This window comes from Comamonas sp. GW821-FHT11H03 (genome assembly GCF_058807955.1).
This window is the reverse complement of record NZ_JBXARF010000001.1, coordinates 323,071-337,438: the sequence shown is the minus strand read 5'-3', so window position 1 is coordinate 337,438 and position 14,368 is coordinate 323,071. Positions and strand designations below refer to the sequence as shown.

At 63.8% G+C, this 14,368-nt stretch carries 9 protein-coding genes; 7 read left to right on the top strand and 2 right to left on the bottom strand.

The window, feature by feature from the left end:
- Positions 1-6 precede the first annotated feature (6 nt).
- Positions 7-642 carry a DNA-3-methyladenine glycosylase I gene (locus AC1RTQ_RS01650; RefSeq protein ID WP_492873883.1) on the top strand — a complete coding sequence of 212 codons (636 nt, stop codon included), beginning with the start codon at positions 7-9 and terminating at the stop codon, positions 640-642.
- A 98-nt stretch (positions 643-740) separates the two neighbouring features.
- Here the strand turns inward: AC1RTQ_RS01650 and hemL are convergent, their stop codons facing one another.
- Entirely contained in the window at positions 741-2,045 is a 1,305-nt protein-coding gene (gene hemL / locus AC1RTQ_RS01645; RefSeq protein ID WP_304352159.1) for a glutamate-1-semialdehyde 2,1-aminomutase, read from the bottom strand.
- Entirely contained in the window at positions 2,029-2,997 is a 969-nt protein-coding gene (gene thiD / locus AC1RTQ_RS01640) for a bifunctional hydroxymethylpyrimidine kinase/phosphomethylpyrimidine kinase (RefSeq protein ID WP_304352160.1), read from the bottom strand. Before thiD ends, hemL begins: the two co-directional genes overlap by 17 nt.
- A 115-nt stretch (positions 2,998-3,112) precedes the next feature.
- Here thiD and AC1RTQ_RS01635 point away from each other — a divergent pair, with 115 nt between their 5' ends.
- The 6 genes from AC1RTQ_RS01635 to AC1RTQ_RS01610 are packed head-to-tail and all read left to right on the top strand — an operon-like array spanning position 3,113 to position 13,676.
- Positions 3,113-3,265 carry a rubredoxin gene (locus AC1RTQ_RS01635; protein WP_034399566.1) on the top strand — a complete coding sequence of 51 codons (153 nt, stop codon included), beginning with the start codon at positions 3,113-3,115 and terminating at the stop codon, positions 3,263-3,265.
- A 50-nt stretch (positions 3,266-3,315) separates the two neighbouring features.
- The gene (locus AC1RTQ_RS01630) at positions 3,316-3,723 is read left to right on the top strand and encodes a response regulator (RefSeq protein ID WP_302089158.1); all 408 of its coding nucleotides are present in this window, start codon (positions 3,316-3,318) and stop codon (positions 3,721-3,723) included.
- A complete protein-coding gene (locus tag AC1RTQ_RS01625; RefSeq protein WP_003071159.1) occupies positions 3,720-4,082 on the top strand; it encodes a response regulator in 363 nt (120 codons plus the stop codon). Before AC1RTQ_RS01630 ends, AC1RTQ_RS01625 begins: the two co-directional genes overlap by 4 nt.
- Positions 4,083-4,097: 15 nt before the next feature.
- Positions 4,098-4,625, top strand: a complete 528-nt coding sequence (locus tag AC1RTQ_RS01620; protein WP_304352161.1) for a chemotaxis protein CheW — start codon at positions 4,098-4,100, stop codon at positions 4,623-4,625.
- A 19-nt stretch (positions 4,626-4,644) separates the two neighbouring features.
- Positions 4,645-6,888 (top strand): methyl-accepting chemotaxis protein, encoded by a 2,244-nt coding sequence (locus AC1RTQ_RS01615; protein WP_492873877.1) that lies wholly within the window; start codon positions 4,645-4,647, stop codon positions 6,886-6,888.
- 59 nt (positions 6,889-6,947) lie between these two features.
- Positions 6,948-13,676, top strand: a complete 6,729-nt coding sequence (locus tag AC1RTQ_RS01610; protein WP_492873875.1) for a hybrid sensor histidine kinase/response regulator — start codon at positions 6,948-6,950, stop codon at positions 13,674-13,676.
- The last annotated feature ends 692 nt before the right edge of the window (positions 13,677-14,368 follow it).

Sequence of the window (14,368 nt, the reverse complement as noted above, 5' to 3'; positions counted from 1 at the left end):
CTGGGCATGAGTACCGAACCCACCGAGACCACGCCGACCCGCTCCCCCACCCAGTCCGCCGAAGACGGCCAGCAGCGCTGCCGCTGGTGTCTGGCCACGCCGGGCTATGTGCTCTATCACGACCGCGAATGGGGGTTCCCGGTGGACAGCGATCAGCGCCTGTTCGAGAAACTCTGTCTGGAAGGCTTTCAGTCCGGCCTGAGCTGGCTGACCATTCTCAACAAGCGCGAGAACTTCCGTGCCGCCTTTGCGGGTTTCGATTTCCATCGCGTGGCGCAGTTCGGCGAGGCCGATGTGCAGCGCCTGCTGCAGGACGCCGGCATCGTGCGCCATCGCGGCAAGATCGAGGCCGTGATCAACAACGCCCAGCGGGCCATCGAAATGGTCCAGGCCGAAGGCTCGCTGGCCGCGTTCTTCTGGCGCCATCAGCCGGCTGTGCCCTCGACGGGAGGGACCATTCAGGCCCAGACACCGGAGTCGCAAACCCTGTCCAAGGAGCTCAAGAAGCGCGGCTGGAAGTTTGTCGGGCCGACCACCATGTATGCGCTGATGCAGGCCATGGGCATGGTCAACGACCATGCGCCGGGCTGCATCACCAGAGCTGAAGTGGAGCGCGCCAGAGCCGCCTTTCAGCGACCCTGAGAAAAGCTCGGCGAGCTGCCCAGCTGCGCTCACTGTCGGCCGCAACAACAAAAAGCCCTGCAGGCATAGACTGCAGGGCCTGGTGGGCGGGCGGGGATTTACAGCGTCTTGAACACTTCGCGTGCCGCTTCGATGGTGCGGTCGATATCTTCGTCGCTGTGCGCCGCGCTGACAAAGCCTGCCTCGTACAGCGCCGGAGCAAAGTAGTGGCCGCGCTCCAGCATGCCGTGGTAGAACTTGTTGAAGACCTTGCCGTCGGTCTTCATGACCTGGGCGTAGTGCGTGGGCAGCTCGGGCAGGAAATAGAAGCCGAACAGCCCGCCTTGCCAGTCCACGCTGAAGGGAATGCCGGCGGCATTGGCTTCGGCCTTCAGGCCCTGCATCAGGTGGCCGGTCTTGAGGTGCAGCTCGGCGTGGAAGCCGGGACGGCTGATCAGCTCCAGCGTCTTCAGGCCGCAGGCCGTGGCAATGGGGTTGCCCGACAGCGTGCCGGCCTGATAGACGGGTCCCAGCGGCGAGAGCTTTTCCATGATCTCGCGGCGGGCACCGAACGCCGCCATGGGCATGCCGCCGCCGATGACCTTGCCCATCACGGTGATGTCGGGCGCAAAGCCTTCGATTTCCTTGGCGTACAGGCTCTGGGCGCTGCCCAGGGCGACGCGAAAGCCCGTCATGACTTCGTCATAGACCAGCAGCGCGCCATGCTCGCGGGTCAGCTCGCTGATGCGACGGGTGAAGTCCACCGAGGCGCGCACAAAGTTCATATTGCCGGCAATCGGCTCCATGATGACGCAGGCAATGTCACTGCCCATCTTGGCAAAGGCCTCCTCGAGCTGGGCCACGTCGTTGTACTCCAGCACGATGGTGTCCTTGGCCACATCGGCAGGCACACCCGCCGAGGAAGAGGCGCCAAAAGTGGCCAGGCCCGAGCCGGCCTTGACCAGCAGCGCATCCGCATGGCCGTGGTAGCAGCCGTTGAACTTGATGATCTTGTTGCGGCCGGTGTAGCCGCGCGCCAGGCGCAGCGCGCTCATGCCGGCTTCGGTGCCGGAGCTGACCAGGCGCACCATGTCCATGCTGGGCATGAGGGCGCGAATCTTCTCGGCCAGCACGACTTCACGTTCGGTGGGGGCGCCGAAGCTGAAGCCTTCGAGCACTGCGGCCTGAACGGCCTCGATCACTTCGGGGTGGCCGTGGCCCAGGATCATGGGACCCCAGCTGCCGATGTAGTCGGTGAACTGCTGATCGTTCTGGTCCCAGAAATAGGCGCCTTGCGCGCGCTTCACAAAGCGGGGGGTACCGCCCACGGCGGCAAAAGCGCGCACGGGCGAGTTCACGCCGCCGGGGATCACGCCCTTGGCGCGTTCGAACAAAGCGATATTCAGATCAGTGTTTTGTGTCATGAGAGGGGATCACAAAGCCTTCAATCGGCTTGGAGTCGGGTTCGTCATCAGTGGCGTCTTCGGCCTGCTCGTCTTCGGACTCCTCGTCCTCGGTGGGCTGGGCCCAGAACAGACGATCCGGCAGATAGTGGCCCATGCCGGGGCGAAAGCCTGCATCCAGGCTGTGGTCCAGGTATTCCAGCGCCTCCAGGGTTGCGGCGCCCAGATCGTTGCCGGTGGCCAGCAGGGCCGTGATCGCTGCGGACAGCGTATCACCGGCACCTGTGAACGTGGCGTCAAACAGCTCGTACTTGCTGTTGCCCAATACGGACTGGGCCGTGGTCAGCACGTTGTCCACGAACTGGTCGGGCAGGGGGATGCCGGTCACCAGCACATAAGGCACTTCCAGCGCCTCGGCGGCCATGGCGATATCGCGCGCCGTGGGCGCGCGGCTGTTTTCCCAGTCCGGCAGCAGCCAGCGCCACAGCGTGTTGTGGTTTCCAACCAACACCGAGGTTTGAGGCAGGACAAGCTCCTTGAACGCATCCAGGTACTGATCCTGCTTGTCGTCCTCCCACCAGGACAGGTCCGGCATGTAGCTGATGATGGGAATGTCGGGGTAGTCCGAGGAGATCGTGGCAATGGCGGCCAGATTGGCGGGACTGCCCACGAAGCCGACCTTGATGGCGGTGACGGCAATGTCCTCCAGCACCATGCGCGCCTGCTCGGTCACCGCCTCGTCGTCGAGTGCAAAGTGCTCGTAGATGCGGGCCGTGTCTCTGGCGTAGGCACCGCAGGCCACCGGCAGCGCATGACCGCCGATGGAGGAGATGGTGGCGATGTCGGCCGAGAGTCCGCTGGCTCCGCAGGGGTCACTGCTGTTGAAGGACAGCACGCAGACGGGAGCGGACTCTGTCGCTTCTTCCTGGCGGGTGCGGCGAGGGGGGGGAGAGGAGATGGGATTCAATGCCATGGCGCACCCCAGTTTGCACCCGGGAATGCAAGGGTGGGAGCCGGGGTTGTGACTAGATACAATCGTTGCATTCTATGTGAAGCCCCTTTAAGCTGTGACTGACCCTAAAACCTGGATGTGTTTGACCTGTGGCTGGCTTTATGACGAAGCCCAAGGCTGCCCCGAACATGGAATTGCTCCGAACACCCGCTGGGAAGATGTGCCCATGAACTGGACATGCCCGGAATGCGGTGCACGCAAAGAAGACTTTGAAATGGTGGAAATCTGAGTGCCACAGACACTCGATTCCATGGATGACCGAATTGGGAGGGATTCACCGTGACAGCATCTGCTGCGCCTTTGCGCGTTCTGGTTGTGGATGACAGCAACACCATCCGCCGCAGCGCTGAAATTTTCCTCAAGCAAGGTGGTCACGAAGTTCTTCTTGCCGATGATGGCTTCGATGCACTGTCCAAGGTCAACGACTACCAGCCCCAGCTCATCTTCTGCGACATTCTGATGCCCAAGCTCGATGGCTATCAGACCTGCGCCATCATCAAGCGCAATGCTCGCTTTGCCAGTACGCCCGTCGTGATGCTGTCATCCAAGGACGGTGTATTCGACAAGGCTCGCGGTCGCATGGTGGGCTGTCAAGACTATCTGACCAAACCATTTACCAAAGATCAATTGCTGCAAGCCGTACAACAATTCGCGCTGCAAGCTGCAGATGTGGGAGCTGCATCATGACAATTCAAAAAGTTCTGGTCGTTGACGATTCCAAGACGGAGCTGATGGCTCTGAGCGATATTTTGCAAAAGCAGGGCATGCAGGTGCGTACTGCGGAAAATGGCGAGGAAGCGATGAAGCGCCTGGCCGAAGACAAGCCCGACCTGATCCTGATGGACGTGGTCATGCCCGGACAGAACGGCTTTCAGCTGACGCGCGCCATCTCGCGCGATCCTCTGTATGCCGATGTGCCCATCATCATGTGCACCAGCAAGAATCAGGAAACCGACCGGGTCTGGGGCATGCGTCAGGGCGCACGTGGCTATATCACCAAGCCCGTGGATGCAGCCGAGCTGCAAGCCAAGATCGCCGCTCTGTAACGAGCTGCGCTGCTTATGGCGAACCGTGAAGCCCTCCGAGATCTTCAATCCCGTCTGGCCGGGCGTCTGCAGGCAGCACGCAGCGAAGGCGTCAGCGTGGCTGCCTGGCTGGCAGTGCAGGCTGGCGGACGGGATTATTTGCTGCCGCTGAATCAGGCGGGAGAAATCTTTCCCTGGACTGGCGTTCAGCCCGTCCCATACACACAGGCCTGGTTTCTGGGCATCGCCAATCTGCGCGGTGCTTTGATGGGGGTTGTGGACCTGGCTCAATTGCTGGGCCATGGAAATGTCCGCAATGAGCAGGAACTGATGGACTGCAGCCTGCTGGCCTTCAACCCTGCCTTGGAGGTCAACGCGGCCCTGCTGGCCGATCGTCTGCTTGGCCTGCGTGGCGCCGACGCGTTTTCCAGGTCCGAGCCCGCGCCTGAGCACTCCCCGAGTTTCTTCGGAGCCGTCCATATCGATGCGAGCGGCCGCCGCTGGCAGGAGCTGAAATTGCAGCCCCTGTCTCAAACCGCCAAATTTTTGAGCATTCGTGCTTGAGGTTCCTGGATACAGCGCTATGTCCTTTGCACAGAAAATAAATCAGTTGTTCCGACGCAAGCCCAATGCGGCAGCCGCCAGTGGTGATAGCAGCATGATGGGAGACACGGTCGTACAGGATCTGTATGACGGCTCGCTCAACAGCGTGCAGGGAGCACCTTCCGTCTTCGGTGTCGAGGAATCGGCCCGTGCGGATGAGCTGGTGAGCCTGCCCATTCTCGGCACGGCCACGACGGCCAAGCACCAGCGCACCCTGTTCACCCTGCTCGGTGGCTCGGTGCTGGTACTGGTGGTGCTGTCGGCCTGGATGCTGCGCGAAGCCGGCAACTCCAACCAGCAGCTGGCGGCAACCGGTCAGGCGCTGATGCAGTCGCAGCGTCTGGCCAAGTCGGTCTCCATCGCCATGACAGGGGCAGCTCCCGCGTTTGCCGACGTCAAGGACAGCTCCGGTGTTCTGGCGCGCAACGTGCGAGCGCTGGCTGCCGGCGATTCCGATCTCGGCGTGAATGCACTGGGCGGTGGTTTGCAGGACGAGCTCAGCTCCATCAGCACCCTGATGGAGCGCGCTGAAAAGAGTGCGGGGCTGATCCTCGGGCAGCAAAAGACGCTGACCCAGGTGGGCGACGCGCTGCGCACCATTAACCGCCAGTCCTCCGATCTGCTGGAAACCGCAGAAACCATTTCATCGCTGAAGCTGCAGCAAGGCGCCGGCGCGGCCGAGATCTCTGCAGCCGGCCAGCTCGTGATGCTGACCCAGCGTATTGCCAAGTCGGCCAACGAATTCCAGACCCTGGAGGGTGTGAGCCCCGAGGCCGTTTTCCTGCTGGGCAAGGACTTGAACTCCTTCAAGGAAATCTCCGAAGGTCTGCTCAACGGCAACGCCGAGATGCGGCTGTCGGCGGCACGCGACCCCCAGGTGCGTGAACAGCTCGAGACGCTGATCAAGCAGTACGACGATACGCGCACGCAGGCCAGCGCCATTCTGGGCAATCTGCAAGGTCTGGTGTCGGCCCGTGAAGCGCAGGCCAGCATCAACAACGACAGCGAACTGCTGCGCCAGCAGCTGGAGCAGCTGCAGACGGCTCTGCAGGGACAGGGTGGGGTCAGCATGCTGCAGCTGGCTCTGCTGACCATCGCCATCTTGACCGTGGTTCTGAGCGGTGTCGGCATCTCGCGCGTGCAACTGCTGGACAGCCGGGCGCGCCAGCAGGAAGCCGAGCGCCACCAGGTCGATGCCCGTTTGCAGGAACAGGAAGCCAAGCGCATCAACGATGCCAACCAGGCCGCCATTTTGCGTTTGATGAACGAGCTGCAATCGGTGGCCGAAGGCGATCTGACGCAGGAAGCCACCGTGACCGAGGACATCACCGGCGCGATTGCCGACTCGGTGAACTACACGGTGGAAGAGTTGCGCGCGCTGGTAGGCTCGGTGCAGAACACCGTGACCCGCGTGGCCCAGACCACCGAGCAGGTGGACGTCACATCGACCGAGCTGCTGGCTGCATCGAACGAGCAGCTGCATGAAATTCGCGAAACCGGCAAGTCGATTCTGGACATGGCCGGCCGTATCAACAACGTCTCGGCCCAGGCGCAGGAGTCGGCCCAGGTGGCCCGCCAGTCGCTGCAGGCTGCGGACTCGGGTCTCAAGGCCGTGCAGAACGCCATCGGCGGTATGAACTCCATCCGCGATCAGATCCAGGACACTTCCAAGCGAATCAAGCGCCTTGGCGAATCGTCCCAGGAGATTGGTGAAATTACCGAACTGATTTCGGACATTACCGAGCAGACCAACGTGCTGGCGCTGAACGCCGCCATTCAGGCCGCATCCGCCGGTGAAGCCGGTCGCGGCTTCTCGGTGGTGGCCGAAGAAGTGCAGCGTCTGGCGGAACGCTCGGCAGACGCCACGCGACAGATTGCCGCGCTGGTGAAGGCGATTCAGACCGATACCCAGGATGCCGTGGCCGCCATGGAGCGTTCTACCCAGGGTGTGGTCGAAGGGGCCCGTCTGTCCGACTCTGCGGGTACCGCACTGTCTGAAATCGACAGCGTGTCGCGCCGACTGGCCGAGCTGATCGAGCAGATCTCCAGCTCCACTTCGCGTGAAGCCAATATGGCCAACGGCGTGGCGGAAAACATTCAGCACATTTTTGCCGTGACCGAGCAAACCGGCGAGGGCACCCGCACCACGGCACAGCAGGTGCGCGAGCTCTCCCATATGGCTGAAGAGCTGCGTCAGTCCGTTTCCCGATTCAAGATTGCCTGATTTGACTGGCTCTTTCTCTCATAAAAATGCACGACCCTTGAGGGTTAAGGAACTAGAGCATGTCAGTGGTTGACGACTCGCCAATACGTGCAGCCATGTCTGCAACTGCAGAGCAGGATCTGGGGCCGCTGGCCTGGGTGCTCGATGAAGTGCGCAAGTCGCTGGAGGCCGCGTCCAAGGCGGTGAACCGTTTCATGCGCGATGCGGATGCAGCCCGTTTGTCTGATCTTGAGGAGTTGGATACATCGGCACTGCGCATTGCTCGCCAGCAACTGCACCAGGCCTGTGGCGCGCTGGAGATGGTGGGCGTCAACGCTCCGGCGCAGGTGATGCGCAGCATGGAAGCTGCGGTCAACCGCTTTGTACAGCGTCCCGAATACTGCACGCAGGAAGCGGCGACCACGCTGGAGCGCACGCACTTTGCGCTGATGGAATTCCTGGAGGCCGTGCTGGCCGGCCAGCAGGTCTCCGCCGTAGCCTTGTTCCCCCAGTATCGTGAGACCCAGATGCTGGCCGGCAACGACAAGGCACACCCGGCAGACCTGTGGCCGGCGGAGCGCCGTGCGCGCGAGCCCCGCTGGACCGGAACCATGCCCGAGCCTCTGGCCTATGGCCCGCATGCACGTGCCATGCTGGACGGCGTGGTGCTGCGCATGGTCAAGAGCGACGACCGGGAGGCGGCAGCGCAGATGTGCGAGCTTTGCCGGCGCTTTGCAGCCGCTCAGCCCGAAGATGTGGCGGCGCGCAGCTTCTGGAAGATTGCCGCGGCCTTCTTTGATGCTCAGGCGCGCGGGCTCATCACGGCAGACATCTACGTCAAGCGCATGGCTTCGCGCGTGCTCATGCAGTACGCCAGCATGGCCAAGGGCGACAGCCTGCCGCCCGCCCGTCTGCTGCAGGACCTGATGTTCTTCTGCGCGCAGGCCAGGCCCCGCGAGCAGGCCGGCGACAGCCTGAAGGCCGTGCACGAGGCCTATGCCATGGAGCACATGCCGGTGGTGGACTACCACGTGGCGCGCTATGGCCGTTTCGATCCCTCGGTGCTGGTGCAGGCGCGCAAGCGCATTGCGGCCGCCGCCGAAACCTGGTCAGCGGTCGCCGGTGGTGATCGCAGCAAGATCAGATCCATGGCCGAGCAGTTCGGGCTGGTGTCCGAGTCGCTGGTCAAGTTGCAGCCTGTCAGCCACGGTCTGGCGCGCGCGCTGATTCGTGTCGCCGAGACGGTGGAGCGCATCGGCGAACCACCTCCGGCCGAGTTGGCTATGGAGGTGGCGACCGCAGTGCTGTATCTGCAGGCCAGCTTCATGACGGCCGGGCATGACGACGAAATACAGGCCGCCCAGTCCAGGGTGCTGGTGCAGCGTCTGGATGCGGCGCTGCATGGTGCTCAGTCCGAGCCGCTGGAAATCTGGATGGAGGAGCTCTACCGCCAGGCCAGCGACCAGCAGACCATGGGATCGGTGGTGGGCGAGCTGCGCATCACCTTGGGCGAGGCAGAGAAGCATCTGGATCTGTTCTTTCGCAACCCCTTTGACACCTCGGTGCTGGCCTCGGTGCCGGGCCAGATGGGGCAAATGCGTGGCGTGCTGTCGGTGCTGGGCTTCGAGCAGGCCGCGACCGCCATGCAGCGCATGCGTGACACCGTCGAGCATCTGATGCTCGGCGAGGTGACGGTCGAGAATCAGCCGCGTATCTTCGAGAAGCTGGGCAGCAGTCTGGGCGCCATGGGTTTTCTCATCGACATGCTCAGCTACCAGCGCAATATGGCGCGCAAGCTGTTCGTCTATGACGAGGAAAAGGACGAGCTGCGCATCGTCATGGGTCACAGCCGCAGTCGCGGCCCCGAAGCCTTCCGTCCGACCGTGGATATTCCCATGGACGGCGTGCCGTCTGCGCAGCCTGCGGTCTCTGCATCCGCCACAGTTGCCACACCAACAGCGGCCACCCCAGCAGCTGCCGCGGCCGTCGAGCCTTCGGTCGCTGCACCGCCGCCGCCCACCCAAGTGCGGCCGGTGGCCCAGCCGCAGCCCTTGCACGCCCGACTCACTGACGACGAGGACAGCCCGCCCTGGGCTGCGACCGAGCCCGGTGCCTTGCCCGATTTCGAGGCCATGGCCGCACCCGTTGTGGCCGAGCCGGCAGTGGCAGGCTCCGATGCTCTGGCCGATGCCATGGCCCAGGTGTTTGCGGACATGCAATCGGGCAGAGCGGCAGCGGATGACGCCGTCGCCGCCTCCCATTCAGGCCAGGATCTGACCGGCCCGAGCGGCGCAGCAGCGGCTGCGACAGAGCCCCCGTCTGCGTCCGCCGAGCTGAGTGCCGAAGAGCTCGATGGCGACGACGAGCTGCTGTCCATCTTCCTGGAGGAAGCCCGTGAAGTCGTGGATAACGGCCTGCAAGCCTTGCAGGCTCTGGCCGATGAGCCCGGCAACCTGAGCGAGCAGACCACGCTTCGCCGGGCGTTTCACACGCTCAAAGGCAGCTCGCGCATGGTGGGGCTGGATGAATTTGGCGAAGCTGGCTGGGCCATGGAGCAGATGCTCAATGCCTGGCTGGCAGAGCAGCGGCCCATGCCGCAGGCCATGCAGCAGCTGGCTCAGGACGCCCTGAAAGCCTTTGCTGTCTGGGCGCAGGATATCGAGAACCAGCAGGCGCAGAACTGGTCGGCCACGGCCTTCCGCGCTGCCGCCGACGCCATGCGCCTGCAGGGCGAGCGTGCCGATGTGGCCCTGGTTCCGCGTCGCTCCGAGCGCGTGCAGCGCACGGAGCCGCTGTGGGACGTGGCCGAGGCGTCAGCCTCCGCAGCGCAGGAACCAGTGCACGAGCCGGTGCAGGAGCTGCCGCCCGCTCTGGCCGAGGAGCTGGCCGAGGAGCTGGAGTGGCCGCCGCAGTCCGGGGCCGTGGCTGCAGAGCTCGGCGCCGATGCCCAGCCAGCCCAGAGCGAGCCCGCATTTGCCATGCCGGAACTGGACTTCTCCCTGGAGGAGCTGCCCTCCGTGCCTGTGCAGGAGCCTGAGCTTGTGCCTGAGCCGGAATCGGCAACGGCCGACTTTGCCTTGCCGCAGCTGGATATTCCCGACGATCTGCTGCAGCAGCTGGCAGCACCGGAGCTGCTCGAAGCATCCGCGCTGCCCACGCTGGAGTTGGAAGGCGAGCGCGAGCCGGAGCAGACCGAATACGCTGCTGCCGATGCGGTGATCGAGGCTCAGCCCTCGCCAGAGCAAAGCAGCGGTGTGGACGAGGTGCAGGAGCTGGACTTCGCCGCCTTCGAAGCGGCCATGCGCGAAAGCGAAGAGGCTGCCATCGCCGTGCAGACCGGCATGGAGACTGGCCCCGAGGAGACGGCCTCTGTTGAAACGGCCTCTGTTGAAACGGTGGCCGAGTTGCCATCCGCAGAGGCTGTGCGCGAGCTGGAGGCCATTGAAGCCTTGCTGGATGGCGTGCCCGAGCCGGTCATGGCCGAAGAACCCGTTCAGGCCGCAGAGCCCGTTCAGGCCGAGCCCGAAGTCCCGGCGATGGAGCCGGTGTCCGGGCAGACAGCCGAGGAGCCGGACGACGGCTATCGCAATATTGACGGCCTGCGCATCAGCGCAGCGCTGTACAACGTCTATCTCAACGAAGCGGATGACTGGTCCGAGCGACTGGGCGAGGCGTTGCAGCAGTGGCTGCAAGAGCCGGCCGAAGCCATTCCCGATGATGCGATCGCGCTGGCGCATTCGCTGGCAGGCAGCTCCGGCACCGTGGGCTTCAAGGCCTTGTCGGAGCTGGCGCGTTTGCTCGAGCATGCACTGCTGCATCTGCAGCCTCAGGGCTATGCCAGTGCGCTGCAGATTCAGCAATGCGTGACCGCATCCGATGAAGTGCGCCGTTTGCTGCATCAGTTTGCAGCAGGCTTCCTCAAGGACGCCTTGCCCGCTGTCGAAGACGCGCTGCGTGAAATCCTGAATACTCCGATCGATGCCGGTGCAGCAACTGACACTGCCGATCTTGAGCTGTCCGCTCTGACCGATCTGGCCGAGCTGGATGAGGCACAGTGGCCCGAGGTGCAGGTGCTGCAGCCGCCTGCAGATCCCAAGGACTTGCCACTGGACTTTGCTGCCGAGCTGTCGCAGGAGCCGAGCTTGCCCGAGCGTGCGGGTGATGGGCTCGAGGCGGTGGCCGAGGAAGACGCGGGAGCATCAACAGCCGACCCGTTGCTGGGTGCCGTGGTGCCAGCCGCAGATCAGGCACCGTATTCCATGGTGCCTGCCGCAGGCAGCATGGCGCATGAGGCCGAGCTGCAGCGCCGCATCGATGAAGCCATTGCTCTGGCGGTACATGCCGGAGATGACGAAGACGATATCGATGTGCTCGATCAGGTCGATGCCGACCTGTTTCCCATTTTCGAGGAAGAGGCCATCGACCTGCTGCCCAAGCTCGGTGCTGCACTGCGCCGCTGGCATGGGCGCCCGAAGCTGGATGAGGCTCGCAACGAAGCCCTGCGCGCGCTGCACACCATCAAGGGCAGTGCCCGCCTGGCGGGTGCCATGCGCATGGGTGAGATGGCCCACCGCCTGGAATCGGCGGTGGAGCGTATCGACCAGGAGCGTCCCGTAGCCGACGCGATAGAGCCGCTGCTGAGCCGCTTTGACGCTTTGCAAGCCAGCTTCGATGTGCTGCGCATGGCGGGTGAGCAGGAGCCCGAGCAGCCGCTGGCGCAACTGGACGACCACCTGGCACAGCCTGCACTGCATCTGGGTACGGCTGAGCCCGAGGCGACGCCGACCGCGACGGCTGCTGAAGCCGGTGAGAAGAGCACCACAGAGACCGCGCAGGCGATTCAGCTGCCTGCGCCGGTGGTGCCACGCGCCGCATCGCAGCAGACCGTGCGTGTGCGTGCGCAGCTGCTGGACCGCCTGATTTCCCAGACCGGTGAAGTGCTGATTGCCCGCTCGCGTGTCGATGCGCGGCTGTCGCAGGCGCGTTCGGCGCTCAATGACTTGACGGGCAACCTGGAGCGCCTGCGCACGCAGCTGCGCGACATCGAGGTGCAGGCCGAAAGTCAGATGCAGTCGCGTCTGGCCCTGTCCAAGGACACGGCAGCCGGTTTCGATCCGCTGGAGTTCGACCGCTTCACCCGCGTGCAGGAGCTCACGCGCATGATGGCCGAGTCGGTCAACGACGTGGCCACCGTGCAGCGCAATCTGCAGCGCGACCTGGCCGCTGCCGAAGACGATCTGGTGGCCCAGGGCCGGCAGGCGCGTGATCTGCAGCGCGATCTGCTGCGCACGCGCATGGTGGAGTTCGACTCCTTTGCCGAGCGTCTGTACGCCGTGGTGCGCCAGACGTCCAAGGAAATGGGCAAGCAGGTGCGCCTGAACATCCTGGGCGGCACCATCGAAATGGACCGCGGCATGCTGGAGCGCATGATGCCGGCCTTCGAGCATCTGCTGCGCAACTGCGTGGCTCACGGCATCGAATCTCCCGAGCGGCGCCAGGAGCTGGGCAAGCCGGCTGTCGGCACCATCGAGATCGTGCTGGGTCAGGAGCGCAACGACGTGGCGCTGTCCGTGGAAGACGACGGCGCCGGTCTGGATCTGGAGCGGATTCGCAGCAAGGCCATCAGCCTCAAGCTGTGGACCGACGAGCGCCCCATGACGCTGGAAGAGGCGGCGCGTCTGATCTTCGAGCCGGGCTTTACCACCGCCGCCGAGGTGACGGGCGTTGCCGGTCGCGGCATCGGCATGGATGTGGTGCGCTCCGAAGTCAACGCGCTGGGCGGTCGTATCGAGACCCATACCGAACCCGGCAGGGGCAGCGCCTTCCGTCTGGTGCTGCCGCTGACCACGGCCGTGACCCAGGTGGTGATGCTGCGCATGGGCGCCGTATCCATGGGCGTTCCCGCCAACCTGGTGGAAATCGTGCGCCGCGTGCCCGTCGATGTGCTGGAGGAAAGCTACCGCAAGCAGGAGTTCCAGGACGGCAGCGAAGTCATGCCTTTTTACTGGGCCGGCGCGCTGTGGCAGACCTCGCTGCGCAGCGAGGAGAACCTTGGCCGCACGCGCCCCGTGGTGATCGTGCGCAGTGCCTCGCAGCGCGTGGCGCTGCATGTGGACGAAGTGCTGGGCAACCAGGAAGTGGTGATCAAGAACCTGGGCCCGCAGTTGTCGCGCCTGCCGGGCCTGACCGGCATGTCCGTGCTGCCTTCGGGGGCCGTGGTGCAGATCTACAACCCGGTGGCGCTGGCCAACGTCCACGGCGAGCATGTGCGTGCCATGCTGGCCAAGGCCGAGCAGGCCGCAGCCGATGGCGAACTGCAGGCGCGTTCAGGCGGTGCCGATCTGCTGGGTGCCGAAGCTGCGCAGACCACGGTGCCACTGGTGCTGGTGGTGGATGACTCCATCACCGTGCGCCGCGTCACCCAGCGTCTGCTGCAGCGTGAAGGCTACCGTGTCACGCTGGCTGCCGACGGCCTGCAAGCCATGGAGCGTCTGCAGGACGAGCGCCCGACCCTGGTGCTGTCCGACATCGAAATGCCACGCATGGACGGCTTCGATCTGTTGCGCAATATTCGCGCCGATCAGAAGCTCGAAGGCCTGCCGGTGGTCATGATCACTTCACGCATTGCCCAAAAGCACCGTGAAATGGCCCGTGACCTGGGCGCCAATCACTACCTGGGCAAGCCTTACTCCGATGAGGAGCTGCTGGGTCTGATCCAGCACTACGCCTTGCAGCGCAGCGGCCCTGCACCCGAGCGCAGCCCGCTTGGCGGGCCCGTGGTGGATGGGGTGGGAGCTGTAGTCGAATAAGGTTTGCTACTGATAAGGGAGCGGCTTGCGCTGGTCATTATTGAATTTCAGATTGATATCAATCTGAAATGCATGAGGGACTTGCGCAAGCCGCTTCTGTTTTTGGTGTGTGCTTCTTTGGGTGTCGTGGTTTGTTTTTGATGCAGAGGCCGGGACTCACCCCCCAGGCGACCTTCTTTTCTTGCTCGTGCAAGCAAAGAAGGCAAAAGAACACGCCCCGATTGCCTGCGTCCCTGCGCTTCGCTCCGGGCAAACCTGCGTCACGCAATTCAGGCTGAGGTGCGGCAAAACTCGCTGCGCGCCCTTGGCGCTGCGTTCAAACACGTTGCCGCAAGCCAGATCGCAAAGCAACGCTGTCCTTCGGCAGCGTTGCCTGCCGCCTGAACCGCGTGCCGCAGGCGCAGCCAGACGGGTGGGAGCGGAGAGCCTGCAAGACTTGTGGCGAAATCGGGCTCAAGCGCTTGCCTGAATTGCGGTGGCAGCTATCAAATCTATTTCTGAGCTATTCCGTTTACGGTATGGCCCCTTTGTGCCCACGCTTGCGACGGCGGCCTCTTGCGGCGTGCAGTTGCACCGCAGAGTGAAACTGCATCGTTATCACTTGGGCAGCAGGGGCTGGCTCTTTGCCTGCTTTCTTGCTGAAGATGGTAGGTCGCCCGCCGCAGCGAATTTCCGGCCTCTGTCGCCAGCCA